Source organism: Nocardia sp. NRRL S-836 (assembly GCF_001279525.1).
Classification (GTDB): Bacteria; Actinomycetota; Actinomycetes; order Mycobacteriales; family Pseudonocardiaceae; genus Lentzea.
The window spans coordinates 44,684-65,671 of the sequence record NZ_LGDY01000001.1; the positions used below are offsets into that span (position 1 = coordinate 44,684).

At 71.6% G+C, this 20,988-nt stretch carries 21 protein-coding genes; 8 read left to right on the plus strand and 13 right to left on the minus strand.

What is annotated here, in order from left to right:
• Nucleotides 1–48 precede the first annotated feature (48 nt).
• Nucleotides 49–252, plus strand: a complete 204-nt coding sequence (locus tag ADL03_RS46460; RefSeq protein ID WP_157527700.1) for a hypothetical protein — start codon at nucleotides 49–51, stop codon at nucleotides 250–252.
• A 16-nt stretch (nucleotides 253–268) separates the two neighbouring features.
• Here the strand turns inward: ADL03_RS46460 and ADL03_RS00230 are convergent, their stop codons facing one another.
• Both ADL03_RS00230 and ADL03_RS00235 read right to left on the minus strand, forming a co-directional pair.
• Nucleotides 269–1,387: a site-specific integrase gene (locus tag ADL03_RS00230; RefSeq protein WP_231641309.1), complete on the minus strand. Its 1,119-nt coding sequence runs from the start codon at nucleotides 1,385–1,387 to the stop codon at nucleotides 269–271.
• Nucleotides 1,388–1,917: 530 nt separating this feature from the next.
• Nucleotides 1,918–2,298, minus strand: a complete 381-nt coding sequence (locus ADL03_RS00235) for a DUF4180 domain-containing protein (protein WP_053731279.1) — start codon at nucleotides 2,296–2,298, stop codon at nucleotides 1,918–1,920.
• Between the two features lie 352 nt (nucleotides 2,299–2,650).
• Between ADL03_RS00235 and ADL03_RS00240 the strand changes: the two genes are divergently transcribed.
• The 3 genes from ADL03_RS00240 (at nucleotide 2,651) to add (ending at nucleotide 5,393) form a co-directional block, all read left to right on the plus strand.
• Nucleotides 2,651–3,541, plus strand: coding sequence for a class I SAM-dependent methyltransferase (locus ADL03_RS00240; RefSeq protein ID WP_053731280.1), 891 nt, complete (start codon nucleotides 2,651–2,653; stop codon nucleotides 3,539–3,541).
• A 59-nt stretch (nucleotides 3,542–3,600) separates the two neighbouring features.
• Nucleotides 3,601–4,107 (plus strand): hypothetical protein, encoded by a 507-nt coding sequence (locus tag ADL03_RS00245; RefSeq protein WP_053731597.1) that lies wholly within the window; start codon nucleotides 3,601–3,603, stop codon nucleotides 4,105–4,107.
• Between the two features lie 311 nt (nucleotides 4,108–4,418).
• Nucleotides 4,419–5,393 (plus strand): adenosine deaminase, encoded by a 975-nt coding sequence (gene add / locus ADL03_RS00250; RefSeq protein ID WP_053731281.1) that lies wholly within the window; start codon nucleotides 4,419–4,421, stop codon nucleotides 5,391–5,393.
• On the opposite strand, the gene ADL03_RS00255 is transcribed toward add, so the two are convergent.
• Together ADL03_RS00255 and ADL03_RS00260 are read right to left on the minus strand one after the other, a co-directional pair.
• Complete coding sequence (locus tag ADL03_RS00255) at nucleotides 5,360–5,686, minus strand: hypothetical protein (RefSeq protein ID WP_053731282.1); 327 nt, start codon at nucleotides 5,684–5,686, stop codon at nucleotides 5,360–5,362. The two genes, add and ADL03_RS00255, sit on opposite strands and share 34 nt — an antisense overlap.
• Entirely contained in the window at nucleotides 5,686–6,006 is a 321-nt protein-coding gene (locus ADL03_RS00260) for a hypothetical protein (RefSeq protein WP_157527703.1), read from the minus strand. The genes ADL03_RS00255 and ADL03_RS00260 overlap by 1 nt, the downstream gene beginning before the upstream one ends.
• A gap of 411 nt (nucleotides 6,007–6,417) precedes the next feature.
• Here ADL03_RS00260 and hrpA point away from each other — a divergent pair, with 411 nt between their 5' ends.
• Nucleotides 6,418–10,299 carry an ATP-dependent RNA helicase HrpA gene (gene hrpA / locus ADL03_RS00265; RefSeq protein ID WP_082372757.1) on the plus strand — a complete coding sequence of 1,294 codons (3,882 nt, stop codon included), beginning with the start codon at nucleotides 6,418–6,420 and terminating at the stop codon, nucleotides 10,297–10,299.
• Between the two features lie 48 nt (nucleotides 10,300–10,347).
• Here the strand turns inward: hrpA and ADL03_RS00270 are convergent, their stop codons facing one another.
• The 3 genes from ADL03_RS00270 to ADL03_RS00280 are packed head-to-tail and all read right to left on the minus strand — an operon-like array spanning nucleotide 10,348 to nucleotide 13,163.
• Nucleotides 10,348–11,118: an ATP-binding cassette domain-containing protein gene (locus ADL03_RS00270; RefSeq protein ID WP_053731284.1), complete on the minus strand. Its 771-nt coding sequence runs from the start codon at nucleotides 11,116–11,118 to the stop codon at nucleotides 10,348–10,350.
• Complete coding sequence (locus ADL03_RS00275) at nucleotides 11,115–12,146, minus strand: ABC transporter permease (protein WP_053731285.1); 1,032 nt, start codon at nucleotides 12,144–12,146, stop codon at nucleotides 11,115–11,117. The genes ADL03_RS00270 and ADL03_RS00275 overlap by 4 nt, the downstream gene beginning before the upstream one ends.
• Nucleotides 12,147–12,149: 3 nt before the next feature.
• Nucleotides 12,150–13,163 (minus strand): sugar ABC transporter substrate-binding protein, encoded by a 1,014-nt coding sequence (locus tag ADL03_RS00280; protein ID WP_053731286.1) that lies wholly within the window; start codon nucleotides 13,161–13,163, stop codon nucleotides 12,150–12,152.
• 214 nt (nucleotides 13,164–13,377) lie between these two features.
• On the opposite strand from ADL03_RS00280, the gene ADL03_RS00285 reads away from it, so the two are divergent.
• Entirely contained in the window at nucleotides 13,378–14,376 is a 999-nt protein-coding gene (locus tag ADL03_RS00285; RefSeq protein WP_197287951.1) for a LacI family DNA-binding transcriptional regulator, read from the plus strand.
• Here ADL03_RS00285 and ADL03_RS00290 read toward each other — a convergent pair.
• On the minus strand, nucleotides 14,350–14,733 hold the full coding sequence (locus ADL03_RS00290; protein WP_082372758.1) for a helix-turn-helix domain-containing protein: 384 nt from the start codon (nucleotides 14,731–14,733) through the stop codon (nucleotides 14,350–14,352). The two genes, ADL03_RS00285 and ADL03_RS00290, sit on opposite strands and share 27 nt — an antisense overlap.
• A 24-nt stretch (nucleotides 14,734–14,757) precedes the next feature.
• Here ADL03_RS00290 and ADL03_RS00295 point away from each other — a divergent pair, with 24 nt between their 5' ends.
• The gene (locus tag ADL03_RS00295) at nucleotides 14,758–15,102 is read left to right on the plus strand and encodes a DUF4440 domain-containing protein (RefSeq protein ID WP_053731289.1); all 345 of its coding nucleotides are present in this window, start codon (nucleotides 14,758–14,760) and stop codon (nucleotides 15,100–15,102) included.
• Here ADL03_RS00295 and ADL03_RS00300 read toward each other — a convergent pair.
• The 3 genes from ADL03_RS00300 to ADL03_RS00310 form a co-directional block, all read right to left on the minus strand.
• Nucleotides 15,099–15,875, minus strand: a complete 777-nt coding sequence (locus ADL03_RS00300) for an alpha/beta hydrolase (RefSeq protein ID WP_053731290.1) — start codon at nucleotides 15,873–15,875, stop codon at nucleotides 15,099–15,101. The genes ADL03_RS00295 and ADL03_RS00300 overlap by 4 nt on opposite strands.
• 9 nt (nucleotides 15,876–15,884) lie before the next feature.
• The gene (locus ADL03_RS00305) at nucleotides 15,885–16,301 is read right to left on the minus strand and encodes a hypothetical protein (protein WP_157527709.1); all 417 of its coding nucleotides are present in this window, start codon (nucleotides 16,299–16,301) and stop codon (nucleotides 15,885–15,887) included.
• Nucleotides 16,302–16,384: 83 nt separating this feature from the next.
• The gene (locus ADL03_RS00310) at nucleotides 16,385–17,254 is read right to left on the minus strand and encodes an NAD(P)H-binding protein (protein WP_053731292.1); all 870 of its coding nucleotides are present in this window, start codon (nucleotides 17,252–17,254) and stop codon (nucleotides 16,385–16,387) included.
• Between the two features lie 100 nt (nucleotides 17,255–17,354).
• Here ADL03_RS00310 and ADL03_RS00315 point away from each other — a divergent pair, with 100 nt between their 5' ends.
• The gene (locus ADL03_RS00315; RefSeq protein WP_053731293.1) at nucleotides 17,355–17,930 is read left to right on the plus strand and encodes a TetR/AcrR family transcriptional regulator; all 576 of its coding nucleotides are present in this window, start codon (nucleotides 17,355–17,357) and stop codon (nucleotides 17,928–17,930) included.
• On the opposite strand, the gene ADL03_RS00320 is transcribed toward ADL03_RS00315, so the two are convergent.
• Nucleotides 17,893–18,861 carry a PP2C family serine/threonine-protein phosphatase gene (locus tag ADL03_RS00320; RefSeq protein ID WP_053731294.1) on the minus strand — a complete coding sequence of 323 codons (969 nt, stop codon included), beginning with the start codon at nucleotides 18,859–18,861 and terminating at the stop codon, nucleotides 17,893–17,895. The two genes, ADL03_RS00315 and ADL03_RS00320, sit on opposite strands and share 38 nt — an antisense overlap.
• Nucleotides 18,861–20,984 carry a serine/threonine-protein kinase gene (locus ADL03_RS00325; RefSeq protein ID WP_053731295.1) on the minus strand — a complete coding sequence of 708 codons (2,124 nt, stop codon included), beginning with the start codon at nucleotides 20,982–20,984 and terminating at the stop codon, nucleotides 18,861–18,863. Before ADL03_RS00325 ends, ADL03_RS00320 begins: the two co-directional genes overlap by 1 nt.
• Between the last annotated feature and the right edge of the window lie 4 nt (nucleotides 20,985–20,988).

Below are 20,988 nucleotides of genomic sequence, written 5' to 3' on the forward strand. Positions count from 1 at the left end.
GCGTGGCGATCGTATTGCGCAGAGTGCATGGGTCCATTCACTCCCAGAATGCGAGACCAGTTCACAATTTGGGCTGATCCGCTGGTCACGACGCCGGGATTTGTCCGAATGGTGGAACAAAACGGCAGCTCAACCACCATGGAAACGCGGCGGAAACAGACGGCGCCGCTCATTCCGACGGCGCAGCGCGCTATTCCGTTCAGCGCAGCCCTACCGGCGGGGATGGTGTTTACAGTTAACGCGATGATCTGAGACCTGGGTCACAGGTTCACAGTCCCAGGCGGGTGACCGCGTTGTCCTCCAGCGGGTTCGCGGTCCGGATGTAGCGGTGCACCGTGCGCGGGTTCGTCCACCGGCCCTGCCGCATGATCTCCCGGTCGCTCGCCCCGCCCAGCGCCGCCTGCGTCGCGAACCCGGCCCGCAGCGAATGCCCGCCGAACAGGTCCGGATCCAGCCCCGCCCGCACCGCGTACCGCTTCACCAGCTCCGCCACCGCACGCCCCGACATCGCCCGCGCGCCCACACCGCCGTGCCGGTTGATCACCGGGAACACCGGCCCCGTGCGCTGCGTGCCCCGGTAGCCGTGACAGCGGTGCAACCCCGTGTCCGCGGGCACCCGGCCCTCCAGCACGTCGGCCCAGTCCGCGAACGCGCACACCGGGCACGTCGGCCGCCGGCTCCCGCGCGGCAGCACCACCGTCTGCTGGTGCCGTCCCGTCTGGTCGGTCTTCGTCGTCCCCAGCGCGATCAGCAGCAACGGCTCGTGCGTACGTGGGTCGACATCGACCGTCACGTCCTCGAACTCGATCGCCGCCAGCTCGCTGCGCCGCAACGCCCCCGCGAACCCCACCAGCAACAGCACCGCGTCCCGGGCCCGCGCCGGACCCTCCTGCGGCCGCTCGGCCAGCAACGCCTCCAGCGTGTCGAGCAGCACCGGCCGCTTGCGCCGCGGCTGCGCCTTGCGCGAGCGCCGGACACCACGCAACGTCAGCCGCACCACATCACTGCGCGTCGGACTCGGCAACCCGTTCGCCGCGTGCACCGCCGAGATCGCCGCCGACTTGCGCTCCAGCGTCGAGGCCCCGAACGCCGGCGACCCGTCCTCGCGCACCGTGTCCGCCGCGGCCGCCAGGTACACCGCCACGTCCAGCGGATCCGCCGGCAACGCCTGCCTGCCCTCCGCCGCACACCACCCGGCCCACGCGATCCAGTCCGACCGGTACGCCCGCACCGTGTTCGGGGACTGGGCGTTGCGCAGATACGTCGCCAGCGACGCCGCCTGCTCGTCGTCGAACCGCGCCCGCACCGCCGCCAACGCCTCGGTGTCCACCAGCACCGACGCCGACACCCGCACCAGCGCGTTCTGGACGGGCTCCGGCAAGCTCACACCCGCGATCCTAGCCCTCTGATCAACTCCGCCGCCTCCCGCGACGCACCGCCCCAGCCTCGGCGGCACACCGGCCTGGATTTGGGCGGGGGTACCGCGACAACCTCACCCCGCAACCCCGCGCCACGGCCGATCTCGCCCGCCGCACGTCAGCCTGCGCGGGTCGGGCTGCACGCGTCGGCGTGGACCGGTCGGCGCGGGGCGGGGCGGTCGGCGCGGGGCGGCAGGTGGACGTGGCCCGGCGGCGCGGGAATGCCGCTCGGCCACGAAGTCCCGTCACCGCGTGGAACCGCCTGCGCACGCCTCCGCGTCCTTTGTGGAGCGACTCTCGCGCCGCGCCGAACAGCTCCGCGATCCGCGCGAGCGACCCGTCTCGGCGAATGCGTGCCCCCGCTCCGCTCGGTGTGCACTCCGAGCGCCACCTGCTGGGCCATCGTTCCCGACGGGAAGCCCAACGCCCGCTGCTTGCCCGCAGCCGCGCTATCCGCTGCTCCAGCCCGGCGAGCGCCGCAACGGAGTCGCAACAACCCTCAGGTGCGGCCCGCCAGCGCGGAGAACCGCTCGTCCAGTTCCGCCTCGTCCGCCACGAACCACAGCTGACGCCCCTGGTTCGACTCGTGCACGAAGTCCCGCAACGCCGTGCTGCCCGCCACGTGCTCGCTGATGTCCCCGACCACGACCATGCCGAAGCCGTACTGCTGGATCTTCTGCACCACCGCACCCGCCACCCGCGTGCGCAACCGGAAGAAGTCCTCCGTCAACCGCGCCGTCGGCACCGCGATCCACGCCACGTCCTGCCCCCACAGGGTGCCGATCAGGTCGACAGCGGCCTGCTCGTCCGCGATCGGCGGGCCGTCCGGGGCACACATCAGGACCGTCACACCATGGCGGGTCCCCACAACATCAGACATGCCGAGCAAATTAGCCGCGACCAGCGCCCGCCGTCGCGCGGAATAACCCGCCCAGGTCCCGCTGCCGGCGGAACGGCTCCCACCCACTCCCTGCTTCCGCCCAGCGGCAGCCAGCGCCGTTACTCCCGCGACACGCTCCACCGGATCGCGCTGATCCGCATCACGCGCCCGCATCCCGTCCGGTCGCCGCATGCGCCTGGCACCCGCTGCCGCACGCGCCTGGCGCCGCGTACTTGCCTGGCACCCGCTGCCGCATCCGCGTGGTGCCACGCAAACGCCTGGTGCCCGCTGCCGGGTTCCGCCGAGGACCCGCTCGGCACCGCCGCGGCCCGCCACCGCTACTGTCCGGACCGTGCCCGTGCTGGAGATCTCGGATCTGATCATCGCCCGCGATCCCGTCACCGGCGCCCGCCTGCCCGTCCGCCGCGACCACGTCATCGATCAGCTGACCGCCGCCGGCGACCACCGCGCCGCCAGGATCGTCGCCCGCATCCCGGTCCGCGGCGAGCACCTCGACCCGCACGCGGTCGACCGGCTCCTCGTCCGCGTCCACACCGAACTGCAGCGCCTCACCGAAGAACTGCACATGGCACAACGCTTCGCCGAACTGCTCGTGCCACTGCTCGACGTGCTGCGCGCCCACGGCCACCGCCCGCGCGTGGTCGACATCGGCTGCGGACTCGGCTACGTCGTGCGCAGCCTCGCCGCCTCCCAGGTGCTCGGCCACGACGTCGACCTCGTGGGCGCCGACTTCAACCCCGCACTGGTCGCCGAAGCCACCCGCCTGGCCGCACTCGAGAACCTCCCGTGCACGTTTGTCTGCCAAGACGCCTTCGCCCTGGCCGAACAGGCCACCGTCTACCTGTCGTGCGGCGTGCTGCACCACATCCCGGTCGACCGGCTGCCGGACTTCTTCGCCGCCCAGCACCACGCCCAGGCGTTCGTGCACTACGACATCGCCGCCACCACCCTCGCCCCGTTCGGCGCCTGGCTGTTCCACCGCGCCCGCATGCGCGAACCGCTGGGCCGCCACGACGGCGTGGCCAGCGCCCGCCGCGCCCACCCCGACGACGTGCTGCGCGCGGCCGCGCGGATCGACGGCATGGACACGTTCCTGTTCGAACCACCCCGCCACACCAACCCGTTCTGCGCCTCCATGCGCCCCGTCGTCGGCCTCGCCCCCGCGCTGACCGCCGAGTTCCGCACCGCACTCGGCCGCCGCGCGAAAGGCCTCGTCCGGTGACCGTGACAAACACAGCCGCGGCCGCCGGCGTGGCCGCAGACGCGAGCACATTCGCGACCGTGGGCACCATCGCGGCCGCGCTTGCCGTCGTCGGCCTGGTCGACGCCGCGTTCGCCGGATTCCGCGCCTGCACCGGCCGCGACGCCCGCATCGACAAACGCGCCCTGCACCGCCAGGCCGCCCGCCGCGGACTCGCCGTCGGCACGCTCTGGCTCACGGCCGTCGCCCTCGTCGCACTGGCCGCCCTGGCAGCCGACCTCACCACCCACACCGGCGAACTGGTCGCCGCCGGCACCCGCATGCTGCAGGTCCTGACCCCCTACGCGGCGGTCGTGGCCCTCTCGCTCATCGCCTACTGGGTGCTGCCGATGCGCGAGAGCACGTTCGTGATCCTCGTCGGACTCGGACCGATGACGCTCGCCCGCCCGCTGGTCGTGCTGTCCGCCGTGACCTGGGCCGTGGCCGGATCGGGTGACTGGCTCGTGTGGACGGTCGCGCTCACGTCCGGGCTCGGCGTACTGGCCGTGGAACCGGTGGTGCACCACCGCTGGTACCGCCCGGCCTGAACCACCCACCTGGCCTTCTACGCGCGGGCGGCCCCTGCCACCCAGCCTTCTACGCGCGCGCGGCCTGAACCGCCCGCCTGGCCTTCTACGGGCGCACGGTCTGAACCGGGCGCGGGGCGAAGGCCAGGCGGGCGGCCTTCGCCCCACGCCCGGAAGACGCGCATGGCAACTAGGACCGCCGACGCGCGACAGTGCCCGCACGCGGTGCGGCGTGACCGCGTGTGCCCGTCTGTGGTGGCGCCCGCATCCGCCCGTGCCACGCACGAAAATCCGCAGGCGCCGCGACGGCACACCGTCGTACGGTCGCGTCCATGCGTGATCTTGCGACGTTGCCCAAAGCGCACCTGCACGTGCACCTCGAAAGCACCGTGCGACCCGGCACCGCAGCCGAGCTCGCGGACCGCTACGGCGTCGACGTTCCCGCGCACACCGGGACCTTCGACGGGTTCGGGCCGTTCGCCGCGCACAACGGCGCGGTACGGGACTGCCTGCGGGAGCCCGGCGACTTCGCCCGGATCGCCTACGAGTTCTGCGCCGAGGAAGCAGCGCAGGGGACCCGCTACGCCGAGGTCACGTTCACCGCGGCAGCGCACGGGGAACGGCTCGGTGATCCGGACATGCCGCTCGAGGCGGTACTCGCCGGGCTCGCCGCAGGACAGACCGCCCACGGCATCGAATGCCGTGTGATCGTGGACCACCCCAGGCGGCGGTCGGTGCAACGGTTCGAGGACTCACTGCGGCTCGCGCGACAGCACCCACAGGTCGTCGCGATCGGGATGGCCGGTGCGGAGGACCACGCCCTCACCCCGTTCGCCGCCGTGTTCCGCGCCGCGCGAGACGCCGGGATCGGGCTCGTGCACCACGCAGGGGAGTCGTGCGGAGCGCCGAGTGTCGCCGAAGCGGTCACCGTCGGGCTGGCCGACCGGATCGGGCACGGCATCCGCGCACTCGACGACCCGTCGGTCGTCGCAATGCTGCGTGATCGTGCCGTTCCGCTCGAAGTGTGCCCGTCGTCCAACGTCGCGCTGGGACTGGTCGAATCGCTCTCCTCTCATCCGCTTCCGCTGCTCGTCGACGCCGGGCTGACCGTCACGCTCAACACCGACATCCCCTCCTCGACCGGCACCACCCTCACCGAGGAGTACTCACTCGTGCGCGCCACCTTCGGCTACACCGACGACCGCATGGCCGACTTCGCCCTCGCCGCCGTCGACGCCTCCTTCGCGCCCGCAGAACTCAAGACCCGGCTGCGTCAGGACATCGCCACCTGGCGCGACGGCTCGTAACACACCAGCCCGTGCTTGGCCGCCAGCAACGACACCAGCTCCACCACCCGGCGCCACTGCGGCCACACCACGTGCACGATCACCGCGTCGGTGCCCACCGTCAGCGCCTCGTCCCACACCGTCGGCGACGACGGATCCGGCGAGGTCTGCCGCAGCTCCCGCACGAACGCCGCCACCTGCCGGTCGAACGCACCCAACGGCGACGCCCGCAGCTCCGCGTACCGCGCCGCCGCCTCCGCGAACGACCCCGGCCCCGGCGCCCGCCACACCACCACGTCGAACGGGACGTCCATCACGCCACCTCCCCGAACACCGCACCCGACCGCGGAACCCGGCGCGCCATCTCCCGCGGGTCCGCGAAGTCCCACCGCTCACCGACCCGCTCCGGCGAGCGCACCAGCTCACGAACCCGCAGCGACTGCGGCTCGGCCGAGTCCCACACACCCGGTAACGCCTCGCCCGCCACGTGCTCCACGCCCTCCCGGTCCGGCCACGCGATCCGCGCGGCCGGCACCGACGCCCCGGCCGACGTCAGCCACTCCAGGCGAGCCTCCTGATCGGCGGTCTGCGAGGCGGACCGGCCGAACAGGGCCCACAACGCGTTCAGGTCCATGCCGAGCACGCTAGCGAGGGGGTCTGACAATTTCGCGTCGCCGCAGGTCAGAGGCGGGTTTCGGGTGGGGTGAGGGGGGTCAGATGCCGCGGGCCGGGGCGCGGAACTGGGGCGGAACGGCGGAGGTCAGGCAGGGACGACGCGTCAGCAGGGCGATGAGCGGAGAAACGGCGGGCAGGCCGTAGAAGCGACCGTGAGGACGGCGGCAGACCGCGAAGGCGGCCGGGGTGGAGAACGGTCAGGCGGCGGGGCGTGACGGGCGGTCGAGACGACAGGGCGGTCGGAACACACAGGCGCGGGACCGGCCATGCAGACGCGGACCGGGACCGGGTGCGGCAAACCGGCTGGTGAGCGAGGCCACCGGTTATTGACGCGAGCGATTCGCACCCGCCTGACTATCCTTGAGCCCAAATGGACACCCCGCTCGCTGAACTGCACAAACGCCTGCCCGAGCTCATGCCGCGTGATCAACGCAGGCTGGCCAGGCGCCTCGACGGCGTACGCAAGGTCAAAGACCCGATGGCACGCCGCAAGATCACCGAGGAGATCGCCGGCCTGATCGACGAGGCCGCGGTCAAGGTCGCGCTGCGCAGGGAGTCCGTTCCCAAGATCAGCTATCCCGAAGAGCTGCCGGTCAGCCAGCACAAGGACGAGATCAAGGACCTGATCGCGCACCACCAGGTCGTGATCGTCGCGGGCGAGACCGGGTCGGGCAAGACCACCCAGCTGCCCAAGATCTGCCTGGAGCTGGGCCGGGGTGTGATCGGGCAGATCGGGCACACCCAGCCGCGCCGCATCGCCGCGCGCACCGTCGCGGAGCGGGTCGCGGAGGAGCTCGGCACCAAGCTCGGTGACACGATCGGGTACAAGGTGCGGTTCACCGACCAGTCCGGTGACGACACGCTGGTCAAGCTCATGACCGACGGCATCCTGCTCGCCGAGATCCAGACCGACCGCACGCTCAGCCGCTACGACACGATCATCATCGACGAGGCGCACGAACGCAGCCTCAACGTCGACTTCCTGCTCGGCTACCTCAAGCAGCTGCTGCCACGCCGCCCCGACCTCAAGGTCGTCATCACCTCCGCCACGATCGACCCGCAGCGGTTCAGCGCGCACTTCGGTGACGCGCCGATCATCGAGGTCTCCGGCCGCACCTACCCCGTCGAGACCCGGTACCGGCCGCTGGAGGAGGACGACGACCAGACCCAGGGCATCATCAACGCCGTCCACGAGCTGCAGGCCGAGGGGCCCGGCGACGTGCTGGTGTTCCTGTCCGGCGAACGCGAGATCCGCGACACCGCCGACGCCCTCAAGCAGGAGGACCTGCGCGACACCGAGATCCTGCCGCTGTACGCGCGGCTGTCGGTGGGGGAGCAGCACCGGGTCTTCCAGCGCCACACCGGCCGGCGGGTCGTGCTCGCCACCAACGTCGCCGAGACCAGTCTCACCGTGCCGGGCATCAAGTACGTCATCGACCCCGGCAACGCCCGCATCTCCCGCTACAGCCACCGCCTCAAGGTCCAGCGGCTGCCGATCGAACCCATCAGCCAGGCCTCGGCCAACCAGCGCAAGGGCCGCTGCGGGCGCGTCAGCGAAGGCATCTGCATCCGCCTGTACTCCGAGGAGGACTTCGAGGCACGGCCCGAGTTCACCGACGCGGAGATCCTGCGCACCAACCTCGCCAGCGTCATCCTGCAGATGACCAACATCGGCCTGGGCGATGTCGCGAAGTTCCCGTTCATCGACCCGCCCGACTCGCGCAACATCAACGACGGCATCGGCCTGCTGCAGGAGCTCGGCGCCCTGGACTCCGGGCAGAAGGTCGCCGGACAGCAGACGCTCACGCCGACCGGCCGCAAGCTCGCGCAGCTGCCTGTCGACCCGCGCCTGGGCCGCATGGTGCTGGAGGCCGACACCACCGGCTGCCTCAAAGAGGTCATGATCATTGCCGCCGCGCTGTCCATCCAGGACCCCCGCGAACGGCCCGCCGACCAGCAGGAAGCCGCCACCGGGCAGCACGCGCGGTTCGTCGACGCCGAGTCCGACTTCGTCACGTTCCTCAACCTGTGGCAGTACCTCAAGGACAAGCAGAAGGAACTGAGCGGCAACCAGTTCCGCAAGCTGTGCAAGAACGAGTTCCTCAACTACCTGCGCGTGCGCGAATGGCAGGACATCTACCTGCAGCTGCGGCAGGTCGCCAAGCAGATCGGCATGACCCCCGGCGACACCCCCGGCGACCCGCGCAACATCCACATCGCGCTGCTGTCGGGCCTGCTCAGCCACATCGGCGTCAAGGACGTGCTCAAAAAGCAGGCGCCGGGCGAGAAACGCCGGCCGCTCACGGAGTTCATCGGCGCCCGCAACGCCAAGTTCGCGATCTTCCCCGGCTCCGCGCTCGCGAAGAAACCACCCCAGTGGGTCATGGCCGCCGAGCTCGTGGAGACCAGCCGCCTGTGGGGGCGCATCGTCGCCAAGATCGAACCCGAGTGGGCCGAACGGCTCGGCGAGCACGTCGTCAAACGCAGCTACTCCGAACCGCACTGGGAGACCAGACGCGGTTCCGTCGTCGCGCTGGAGAAGGTGACGCTCTACGGGGTGCCGATCGTCGCCGGCCGCAAGGTCAACTACGGGCGCATCGACCCCGAGCTGTCGCGTGAGCTGTTCATCCGCCACGCGCTGGTGCAGGGGGAGTGGACCACTCACCACCGGTTCTTCCACACCAACCGCGCCCTGCTCGAGGAGGTCGAGGAGCTCGAGAACCGGGCGCGGCGCCGCGACATCGTCGTGGACGAGGAGACGCTCTACGAGTTCTACGACCAGCGCGTCGGGCCCGACGTCGTCTCGGCGCGGCACTTCGACACCTGGTGGAAGAAGCAGAAGGACAAGAACCTGCTGACCTTCACCAAGGACATGCTGGTCAACGACCGCGCCGACGTGCGGCCGGAGGCCTACCCCGACCAGTGGCGCCAGGGCGAGCTCACGCTGCCGCTGAGCTACCACTTCGAACCCGGCAGCAGCAACGACGGCGTCACCGTGCAGCTGCCCCTGCCCGCGCTGACCGCGCTGGACGACGACGCGTTCTCCTGGCAGATCCCCGGCCTGCGCCACGACCTCGTCGTCGCCCTCATCCGGTCGCTGCCCAAGCAGATCCGCCGCAACTTCGTGCCCGTCCCCGACGTCGCCACCGCCGTGCTGGCCCGCATCGACCCCAAGGACACCAGCCTGCTCACCGGCGTCGAACGCGAGCTCAAAGCCCTCACCGGTGTCACCGTGCACCGCGAGGACTGGCAGTTCGCCGCCGTGCCCGACCACCTCAAGCTCACCTTCCAGGTCGTCGACGAGCACAACCGCACCCTCGCCGAGGGCAAGGACATCGCCGCGCTGAAGGAGAAGCTGCGCGACGAGGTCCGCGAGTCGCTCAGCCAGGCCGCCGGCCACCTCGAACGCACCGGGCTCACGACCTGGGACTTCGACGCCCTGCCCCAGACCATCGAGCAGCGCCAGTCCGGTATCACCGTCACCGCCTACCCGTCGCTGGTCGACCGCGGCGACACCGTGGCGATCAAGGTCCTCGACACCCCCGGACGGCAGGCGTACGCCCACCGCCGCGGCGTGCGCCGGCTGTTGCTGCTGGGGTTGAACTCGCCGGTCAAGCACCTGCAACGGCACCTCGACAACGCCGCCAAGCTCGCGCTGACCCGCAACCCGCACGGCGGCGTCGCGAACCTGCTCGCCGACTGCATCATGGCCGCCGTCGACCGACTCATGGGCGAACCCGCGTGGGACCAGAAAACCTATGCCGCGCAGCTGAAGAAGGTCCAGGCCGCCCTCAACGACACCACCTGGGTCGTCGTGCAGCAGGTCCGCAAGGTCCTCGAAGCCGCCCACGAGGCCGAGCTCGCGCTCACCGGCCTCAAGGGCGCCCCGGACTCGGTCAACGACATCCGCGCACAGCTCAACTCGCTGGTGTACAAGGGATTCGTCACCCACACCGGCTACGACCGGCTGCCCGACCTCGTGCGCTACCTCAAGGGCATCGTGCGGCGCGTCGAGAAGCTGCCCGAGAACCCGCGCCGCGACCTGGAGTGGACCGAGAAGGTCCACCAGGTCCACGCCGAGTACCGCGAGCTGCGCGCCCAGAGCCCGGCCGACGAACCCGCGCCCGAGCTCGACGAGATCCGCTGGATGATCGAGGAGCTGCGGCTGTCGTACTTCGCGCAGACCATCGGCACCCGCTACACCGTCAGCGACAAACGCATCTACAAGGCACTCGACGCCGTACCGCTGTGACAGCGTGGGTCTCGTCCGGTGCGGCACCGGACGAGACCCACGCGGCCCTCAGGCGGCCTGCGGTGGTTCCAGCGCGCCGGTCATGATCGCCACCGCGTCCGACATCGACACCGACGCCGGGTCCACCACCGCCTTGCGCCGCCCCAGCCGCTGGATGTGGATGCGGTCGGCCACCTCGAACACGTGCGGCATGTTGTGGCTGATCAGGATCACCGGCAGGCCCCGGTCGCGGACCTGCAGGATCAGGTCCAGCACCGCACGCGACTCCCGCACCCCCAGCGCCGCCGTCGGCTCGTCCATGATCACCACGCGGCTGCCGAACGCCGCCGCCCGCGCCACCGCCACCGCCTGCCGCTGACCGCCCGAGAGGGTCTCCACGGCCTGGCCGGGGTTCTGGATCGTCATGATCCCCAGCGCGTCGAGCTGCCGGCGCGCCTCCTCCCGCATCCCGGCCCGGTCCAGCATCCGGAACACCGAGCCCAGCACGCCCTTGCGGCGCAGCTCCCGGCCCAGGAACAGGTTCGTCGCGATGTCGAGCGACGGGGAGACCGCCAGCGACTGGTGCACCGTCTCGATGCCCGCCCGGCGCGCGTCGATCGGCGTGGAGAACGACACCGGCTCGCCGTCGACGAAGATCGTGCCCTCGTCCGGCACCACCGCCCCCGACAACGCCTTGATCAGCGACGACTTGCCCGCGCCGTTGTCGCCGATCACCGCCAGGATCTCACCGGGCAGCAGCTCCAGGTCCGCGCCCGCCAGCGCCGTGACCTTGCCGTACCGCTTGACCAGGCCCTCGGCCCGCAACACCGGCGTGGTCATGACTTGACCTTCCTGATCCACTGGTCCAGCGACACCGCCACGATGATCAGCACACCCACCGCCATCGTCTGCCACAGCACGTCCACGCCCGCCAGGGCCAGGCCGTTGCGGAACACCCCGACGATCAACGCCCCAATCAGCGACCCCACGATCGCGCCCCGCCCGCCGAACAGCGACGTCCCGCCGATCACCACCGCGGTGATCGAGTCCAGGTTGTCGGTCTGTCCCGCCTGCGGGCTGGCCGAGGCGATGCGGCCGATCAACGTCCACGCCGCCATCGCGTACACCAGCCCCGCCACCGCGTAGACGCTGAGCAGCACCCGCGTCGTGCGGATGCCCGACAGCCGGGCCGCCTCCGCGTCGTCACCGGTGGCGTAGACGTGCCGGCCCCACGCGGTGTTCTTCAGCACGAACGCCATCGCCGCCACCAGCACGACCATCATGATCGAGCCGTAGGTGATGCGCGTGCCGCCCACGGTGAACGTCTGACCGGTCCACAGCAGCAGATCGGGCATGTCGGTGCCGCGGATCGTCGCACTGCCCGAGTACCAGAGGTTCAGCGCGAAGAACACGTTGAGCGTGCCCAGGGTGACGATGAACGGCGGCAGCTTCAGCCGCGTCACCAGCACCCCGTTGAGCAGCCCGCACAGCGTGCCCACCGCGAAGCCCAGCAGCAGCGCCGGCAACCCCGGCAGGCCGGTCTTGGCCGCCACCTTCGCCATCACGACCGACGTGAGCACCATGATCGCCCCGCACGACAGGTCGATACCCGCCGTCAGGATCACGATCGTCTGCCCGACCGCGAGCGTGCCCACGACCGCGACCTGCTGCAGGACCAGCGAGATGTTGCCCGGCGTGAGGAACCGGTCCGACAGCAGCGCGAACACGATCACCGCCAGCAGCAGCACCACCGCCGGGCCGATCGTGGCCTGGGCGTGCAACAGGTGCTGCACGCGCGTGAGCACCGACCGGTGCTGCTCGGGGACCGGGCCGCCGCCGGCCGGACGGGTGGGAGTGGTCGTCGTCATCGCTCAGCCCCAGCAGTTCTGCAGGCCCCACGCGGAGTCCTTCGAGGAGACCCCGTCCGCCGGCTGGTCGGTGATCAACGTGACGCCCGTGTCGGTGTCCTTCGGCTTCGACCCGTCCTTCGCGAACGCCGCCACCGCCTCCACACCCAGCTGCGCCATCTTCAACGGGTACTGCTGCGAGGTCGCGCCGATCACGCCGGCCTTGACGTTGTTCACCCCGGGACACCCGCCGTCGACCGACACGATCACGACGTCCTTCTCCTTGCCCGCCGCCTTCAACGCCTCGAACGCACCGGCCGCCGCGGGCTCGTTGATCGTGTAGACCAGGTTGACGCCCGGATCCTTCTGCAACAGGTTCTCCATCGCCGTGCGGCCACCGGAGGGGTCGCCGTTGGTCACGTCGTGGCCCACGATCCGCGGGTCGGACTCGTCACCGATGCGGTTCTTGTCCTTCACGTCCACGCCGAAGCCCTCCAGGAACCCCTGGTCGCGCTGCACGTCGACCGACACCTGGTTGGGGTTGAGGTCCAGCAGCGCGATCTTGGCCTGCTTGCCGTCCTTGGCGAACTTCGCCTTCGCCCACTGCCCGATCAGCAGCCCCGCCCGGTAGTTGTCGGTCGCGAACGTCGCGTCCGCGGCGTTCGCCGGTTCCAGCTGCGTGTCCAGCGCGATCACCAGCAGACCCGCGGCACGTGCCTTGTCGATGGAGGGCACGATCGCCTTCGAGTCGTTCGGCGTGATCAGGATGCCCTTCGCGCCCGAGGCGATCAGGTTCTCCACCGCGTCCACCTGCGTCTGGTTGTCGCCGTCCTGCTTGCCCGCGAACGACTGCACCCGCGCACCCGTCGAGGACGCCGCCTGCTGCGCGCCCTCCTTCATCTTCACGAAGAACGGGTTCGTGTCGGTCTTGGTCACCAGCCCGACCAGTGTCGCGTCACCGGACGAACCACCGCCGCCACCGCACGCCGTGACCAGGCCCAGCACCGCAGCAGCGGTCACACCGACAGTCCTGCGCATGACAAACTCCCTACGTCAACGTTGACGTAACCGTGCGCCCAGAGGTGCTCGACAGTGTGGGGAGAACGCGGTTACGCGATGAGAATCAGCGGTATTTCGCTACGTCATCGATGACGCTAGCCTTCCCGCAAAACGGGCGACAAGCGGGCGTTACCCAAGCGTTACCGGGAAGTGGGTGCGGATGGACCACGCAGCAGATCGACGCGAACCGACGATGAGAGACGTCGCCGCCCTCGCGGGCGTGAGCACCAAGACCGTCTCCCGCGTCATCAACGGCCTGCCCGGCGCCGGCGCCGAGGTCGTCGACCGCGTCCGCGCCGCCGCCCGCACCCTGGGCTACCGGCCCAACCTCACCGCCAGCAGCCTGCGCCGCTCCGACCGCCGCAGCGCCACCATCGGCGTGCTGTTCGAGGACCTGTCCAACCCCTTCGACTCCGCCCTGCTGCGCGCCGTCGAGGACCGCGCCCGCCACAGCGGCGTGCTGGTCCTGGCCGGCAGCAGCGAGGACGACCGCACCCTGCAGCACGAGCTGCTCGTCTCGCTGGCCGCGCGCCGCGTCGACGGCGTCGTCGTCATGGCCGCCGGCGGCCACCAGGACGCCCTGCAGCAGGAACGCGAACGCGGCACCCCGATGGTCCTGGTCGACCGGCCGCCCACCTTCGGCGGCACCGACTGCGTCACCACCACCAACCGCGACAGCTCCCGCGACGCCGTCGCCCGCCTCGCCGCGCTCGGCCACCGCGACATCGCCTTCCTCGGCGACCGCCGCACCCTGTGGACCAGCCAGGAGCGCTACACCGGCTACCTGGAAGGCCTCGCCCAGGCCGGGCTCACCCTGCGCGAGGAGCTCGTGCGCACCGACCTGCACGGCGCCGACCTCGCAGCGCAGGCCACCACCGCGCTGCTGGAGCTGCACAGGCCGCCCACGGCGTTGTTCACCGCCCAGAACCTCGTCACCGTCGGCGCCATGCGCGTGCTGCGCGCGCACGGCCTGCACCACCGCGTCGCACTCATCGGCTTCGACGACTTCCCCCTGGCCGACATGCTCGAACCCGGCGTCACCGTCGTGCGCCAGGACGTGCCGGGCCTGGGCCGCAAAGCCGCCGAGCTCATCTTCGCCCGCATCGACGGCGACACCTCACCACCCGTGCACGCCGTCGTGCCCGCCGCGCTCGTGCGCCGCGGATCAGGCGAGATCGCGCCGCCGCAGTAGCGCCTCACCCGTGCGGTAGAGCTCCACCAGCAACGGCCGCAGCGCCCGGCCCGCGTCGGTCAGCGCGTACTCGGTGCGCGCCGGGAAACCGGGGGAGCGGTCGCGGCGCACCAGCCCCTGCGCCACCAGCCCGTCGAGCCGCTCGGTCAGCACCTTCGCGCTGAGCTGCGGCAACCCGGTCCGCAGCGCGCTGAACGACCGCGGCCCGCCCATCAGGTCCCGCAGCACCAGCGTCGCCCACCGGCCGCTGACCGCCGCCAGCGCCACCTCGACCGGGCACCGCGGCGACGGCGCCACCGTGCGGCCCCGCTCCGAGGGCACCAGCTCCTCGTCCCAGGTCACCGTTTGGTGACCCACGCGCTCGCTCGCCACGCTGGCCTCATGACCATCCACCCCGCCAGTGTGGCCCACGCCTTCGCCGCCGCCTTCAACTCCCGCGACGCCGACGCCGTCGACGCGGTCTACGAACCCGGCGCCCTGTTCGTGCCCGAACCCGGCCGCACCGTCACCGGCCCCGACCGGCGCGGCGCCAACCAGGCGTTCCTCGACACCGGCCGGCCGATCGAGGTGGCACCGCGGCACGTGTACCGCTGCGACGGCATCGCGTTGCTCATCGTCGACTGGGCCATCGGCGACCTCACCGGCACCGCCACCGACGTGGCGCGCCTCGGCGCCGACGGCCGCTGGCGGTACGTGATCGACAACCCGTTCGGCACCGGTGTCTAGGGCCGTGGGCTCACCGACACCACCGCGTCGATGACCGCACGCCCTGACACGAGCACCTCGTCGTTGTGGTCCGCCCCGGCCACCTCGAGCAGCCTCGCCCGCGCGGCCGCCGCCACCGCGCGGCTCTGGTCAGGCGGCACCACCGAGTCCGCGGTGCCCAGCAGCACCACCGCCGGCGCGTCCACACCGGACACCCGTTCGGTCACCGGGTACTTGTCCTGCAACAGCATCCGCACCGGCAGCCACGGGTAGTGGTGCGAACCGACCTCGGCCAGCGACACGAACGGCGAGCGCAGCACCAGCCCCGCGGGGGCGCGGTGGGTGGCGAGCTCGACGGCCACCGCCGCGCCCAGCGACTCGCCGAAGTAGACCACCGGCCCGTCGACGAGGTCCAGCGCGGCCCGCGCGTCCATCGCCAGGCCCTCCTCCGACGGCGTGCCGGGGTTGCCGCCGTAGCCGCGGTAGTCGAACAGCAGCACCGACAACCCGGCGTCGGCCAGCTCCCGTGCCAGCGGCACCCGGCCCAGCCGGTTGCCGCCGTTGCCGGGGAACACCAGCACCGTCGCCGGCGCGTCGCGCACCTCGACGTGCCAGCCCTGCAGCACCAGGCCGTCCGCCGTCACCAGCCGCACGTCCCGCCCGCCGGGCAGGACCTCCCCGGCGGACGGCAGCGGACCGGGGGAGGGGAAGTAGACCAGCTTGCGCTGGAACGAGAAGACCACGGCGACGATGGTGACAACCACCGCCACCGCGATCAACACCGACCCTCGCATCAGCTCATCTCAGCACCGCTTCTCGGTGTTCGCGAAGTGCGCGTACTCCGGGTTGTCGTACAGGTGCCCCTGCGCCTGCGTGCACACCGTCAACGTGGCGGTGCCCGCCGACCACACCTCCCGCTGCCGGTTCGAGCCCTTGCGGTAGCCCTTCGTGCCACTGGAGGTCAGGATCCCCGCCGAGACCTGGTAGTCGTAGCCGCCGTTGTGGTAGCTGTCCCACACGTACACGTACGCCCAGTTCTTGTTGCAGCCCTTGAACTGCTTCACCGACGCCCACTGCGCGCCGGCCTCCCAGCCGATGTAGGCGGTCTTGCCGATCTGCGCGACCGGGCCACAACCGGGCGCGCTTTCGGCGTGCGCGACGCCCGAGGACAACCCGGCCAGCATGAACGCGGCCGCCGCCGCGACAGAAACGATTCTCACCCGCCCACCGTGACCCCGCCCGGTTAGCCGGCGGTAAATCAGGTCGCGGTAAATCAGGCCGCGGTGAATCACACTGCGGTGAATCAGGCCGCCCAGGTGCGGCGCACCGCGTCCCGTTCGTCGCGCAGGAACTCCTCGAACGTGCGCGACGACCGGCCGATCAGCTCCGGCAGGTCGGGCGTGACGTCCGCCAGCCGCCCGTCGGAGATCTCGGCGAACATCGCCGCCACGTCCGCCGCGAAGCCCTCCGGCACCCCCAGCGCGACCAGCTCCCGCGCGAACCGCGGCGCGGGCAGGTCGCGGTAGCGGATCTCTCGCCCGGCCACCGCCGACAGCCTGGCCGCGATCTCCGCCTGCGTCAGCGCCCGCGGTCCCGTGAGGACGAACGTCGCGCCGTCACGGGCCTCGCCGGTCAGTAGCACCGCCGCGGCCGCCGCGACGTCCACGCAGTCGACGTAGGAGATGCGCGCCGCGCCGTACGCGCCCAGCAGGTCACCGTCCCGGGTGAACGTGCCGCCGCCGGTGTGGAAGTTCTGCATGAACCCGTTGGGCCGCAGCACGCTCCACCGCAGTCCGGACGCCGCCAGGTGCCGCTCCACGACCCCGTGCGCTCCCTCGGCCAGCCGCCGGCCCACCCCCGCGTGCCACACCGACAGCTTCACCACGTGCTCCACGCCCGCGGCGGACGCGGCGTCGATCACGGTGCGCTGCTGACGCACCAACGGCTGCTCACCCGGCACCGGCACCGCGCCACCGGAGTTGAGGAACACCCGGTCCACCCCCGCGAGCGCCGCCGCCACCGACGCCGGGTCGTCCAGGTCACCCACCACGAACCGGCACCCCAGCCGCGCACCGGCGGCCCGATCGCGCACGAACGCCGTCACCTCACCGGCCGGCAGCTGCCGCACCAGGTGACGGCCGATGGTCCCGGTGGCACCGAACACGAGGATCATGCCGTTCCCCCTGAAAAGGCCAGCCCACCTGAGGCAACCTAGAATGAGGCAGCCTCGACTTATACACCGAGGCTACCTCGACTTAAGGGGGCGGGCAACGGTGACCACCGGACGACGACCGCGCGCCGACGGGCGCCGCAACCGCGAGAACCTGCTCGCCGCGGCCGACGCCGCGTTCGCCGAGCTGGGCACCGGCGCCTCGCTGGAGGGCATCGCCCGCCGCGCCGGCGTCGCGATCGGCACCCTCTACGGCCACTTCCCGCACCGCCGCGCCCTGGTCGGCGCTCTGCTGGCGCAGCGCAACGAGGAGCTCTTCGCCCGCGGCGAGGCGCTGCCGGCCACCGACCCGGCCGGTGCACTGCGGCGGTGGATCGACCTGGTCGTCGCCCACGCCGCCACCTACCGGGGCCTCGCGGGCCTGCTCGCCGAAGGCGGCGACGACGAGCTGCACGACTCGTGCGTGCGCATGACCGCCATCGGCCAGCGGCTGCTCGACCGCGCGGCCGAGGCCGGCGTCGTGCGGGCAGGGGTCAGCGGCGACGACGTGTTCGCGCTGGTCAACGCCGCCGCCTGGACCCGCGAGCACACCGGCGCGGACCAGGCCGACCGGCTCGTCGACCTGGCCCTGCACGGACTGCTCAGTCGCCCGGGACGAACGGCACCAGCACCACCGTGATGTTGTCGTGCCCACCGGCGTCCAGCGCGACCTTCACGAAGTCCTCCGGCCCGCACGGCAGCAGCGGCTGCAGGTCCTCCGGCTGCGGCCGGTAGTTGTGCAGCCCGTCCGAGCACAGCAGGAACGTCCCCGCCGTGGCCGGCCGCAACGTCGCCACCTGCGGCACCACCGGGCCCGCGTCCGCGCCGATCCACCGCGACAGCACGTGCGCGCGCCGGTCCGTGCGCGCCTGCTCCTCGGTCAGCACACCCTCGGCCACCAGCTGCGCCGCCCACGTGTCGTCCGCCGTGAGCTGCGTGGAGCCCTCCCCGGCCAGCCAGTACGCGCGCGAGTCACCCACCCAGCCCACCGTCACCGACGACGGCGTGACCACCACCGCGACGAACGTGCACGACGGCGCCACACCCCGGCCACCGGACTCGACCGGCTCGATCTCGACCAGCTGCTCCACCGCCAGGCATGCCGCCGCCACCGCGTCCACCATCGCCTGCTCGGCGTCCGCGGACTCGATCAACGCGTTGAGCAGCACGTCCACCGCCGCGTCGGCAGCGGCCTGCGAGGCCTGCTCCGCGCGTTCGGACGACGCCACCCCGTCGCACACCACCGCGGCCACACCCGCGCCCGCGACCTGGCCGAACGCCATCGAGTCCTCGTTGCGCGCCCGCCGCTTGCCCCGGTCGCTCACCCCCGACACCGCGCCGAGGGAGTACTCCACCCGGTCACGCGCCGAGGGCTGGTGACGCCCGCACTGGGTGCAGTAGTCCTCGTCGTCGATGTCGGGTGATCCGCACAGGATGCACGAAGCCTGCGCCGGACCGGTCGGTCCGCCGATGGGCGTGCGCCGCACCAGCAGGTTGCGGCCGCACGCCTCGCAGAACCGGTCCTCCGCGGCGATCGGGGCGAAGCAGTCCGGGCACTTCAGGGTGTCCATCAAACCAACGTCCTAGGCCTTACCGCGTTCGCGCGGTCCACCAATGCGATCCGTTCCTCCGGCGTGGCCGCGAACCGGGCCAGCGTGCGGTAGCGCCGCTCGAGACCCAGCCGAAGCTCGTGTTCGGAGAGTGCACAGTCCAGCACCTTGCCCTCGGCGGCCTGATTGCGGGTCACGTAGTGGAACGCCGCCTCCAGCACCTCGGCCGACAGCTGGGTGTGCGAGTGGACGTCGATGTCCAAGGCCCCCAACCGTTCCCCGGCCGCCACGAGGTCCTCCGCGGCGCAGTCGCCCAGCTGCGCGCGCACCGCGGCGATCTGCGCGGCCAGGTGCTGCGAGGAGGTGTCCGGCACCGCCAGCAGCACCCGCACCGCTTGCGCACGGTCACCACACGCCAGCAGCACCCGCGCCAGACCGAACGCCGCCGACACGTACGCGTGGTCGGTGCGCCACACCAGCTCGTACCACCGCGCCGCCGAGCGCAGGTCCCCGGTGGCCTCCGCGCACACCCCCAGCGCCAGCTTCGGCGCCGCCTCACCGGGCACCGCCGAGCACACCGCGTCGAAGAACCCCAGCGCCTCGTCCGCGTGGCCGTCGGCCAGCGCCGCCAGCCCCCGGTACCAGTCGGGCCGCCAGTCCTCCGGGTCGACGTCCGGCTCGTCGAACAGCGACGGCGTCGTCAGCGCCTCCAGCTCCCGCAGCGCCGCCGCGGTGTCACCGGACTCGATCAGCACCCGCACGATGCGGAACCGCACCTCCACCGTGTACTCCGGTGCCTTGCGCAGCCCCGCCGGGTCCGACGTCGTCGCCGTCGCCAGCCACGAGGCCGCCGCGTCGGAGGTGCTCACGCTCGGCGCCGGCAACGCCGAGGCCACCTCCCGCAGGTCCAGGCCCCCCTCGACGCCGAAGCGGCGCCGTTCCGGCGTGAACTGCCGCGACATGCCCGGCCGCTGCACGCCGTCCTCGATCGCCAGCACCTCGCGCAGCACACCGGTGAGCTGCTCGGCCATGTCCTCGGCGGTGCAGAACCGCAGCTCCGGGTTCGGGTTCGTCGCGCGCAGCAGCAGCCGGTGGAACGAGGAGAACCGCGCCAGCAGCGGCTCCTCGTCGGCGGTGGGCAACCGGTCCTTGTAGCGGCCGCGGAAGTCGAACGGGAAGCTCATCACCGCCAGCGCCCTGCCGACGGTGTAGATGTCGGAGAACACCGACGGCCCGATCGTGCCGATCTCCGGCGCCTGGTAGCCGACCGTGCCGTAGATCGGCGAGTGGTGGTCGTCGACGCGGCGCACCGCGCCCAGGTCGATCAGCTTGAGCTGCTCCTCGGTGTGGATCATGTTGTCCGGCTTGAAGTCGCAGTACAGCAGCCCCACACCGTGCAGGTAGCCCAGCGCCGGCAGGATCTCCAGCACGTACGCGATCGCCTGCGCCAGCGGCAACACCTCGTCGCCGCGGCCCTCCCGGCGGCTGCGCGTGATCATCTCCTTGATCGACTCGCCGCCGACGTACTCCATCACGATGTACTCGACGAGGCTGCCGGTCTCCCGGTCCGCGTGCCGGATGAAGTTGTGGATCTTCACGATGTTCGGGTGCTCGACCTCGGCCAGGAACCGCCGCTCCGCCAGCGCCGCCGCCATCGCGTCGGCGTCACCGGAGTCGAGCAGGCCCTTGAGCACCACCCACCGGTCGCTCACCGCGTGGTCGAGCGCCAGGTACAGCCACCCCAGGCCGCCGTGCGCCAGACACCCCAGCACCTCGTACTGGTCGTGCAGCACCTCACCGGGCGCGAGCTTGGGCGTGAAGGAGTAGCGGTGACCGCACTGCGGGCAGAATCCCTCCACCCGGCCCGGCTTGCCGTCCCTGGCCCGGCCGACCTCCTTGCCGCACCGCGAGCAGAACCGCTTCGCCTCCGGCACCTCCGGGTCGGGCAGCACGGCGGTCTTCGGGTCGCGGTAGGGCACCCGCGGCACCTCCACCAGCCCCGCGCCCAACCGGCCCCGGCTCGTCGACCGCGCCGAGGCACGCCGCGACCGGCCCGACCCCGTCGCCGGCTGCGACACCGACCACGGCGCCGTCCCGGGAGAGGTCGCGGGCCCGGTCACCGGCAGGTCCAGCTCCTCGCTCATCGCC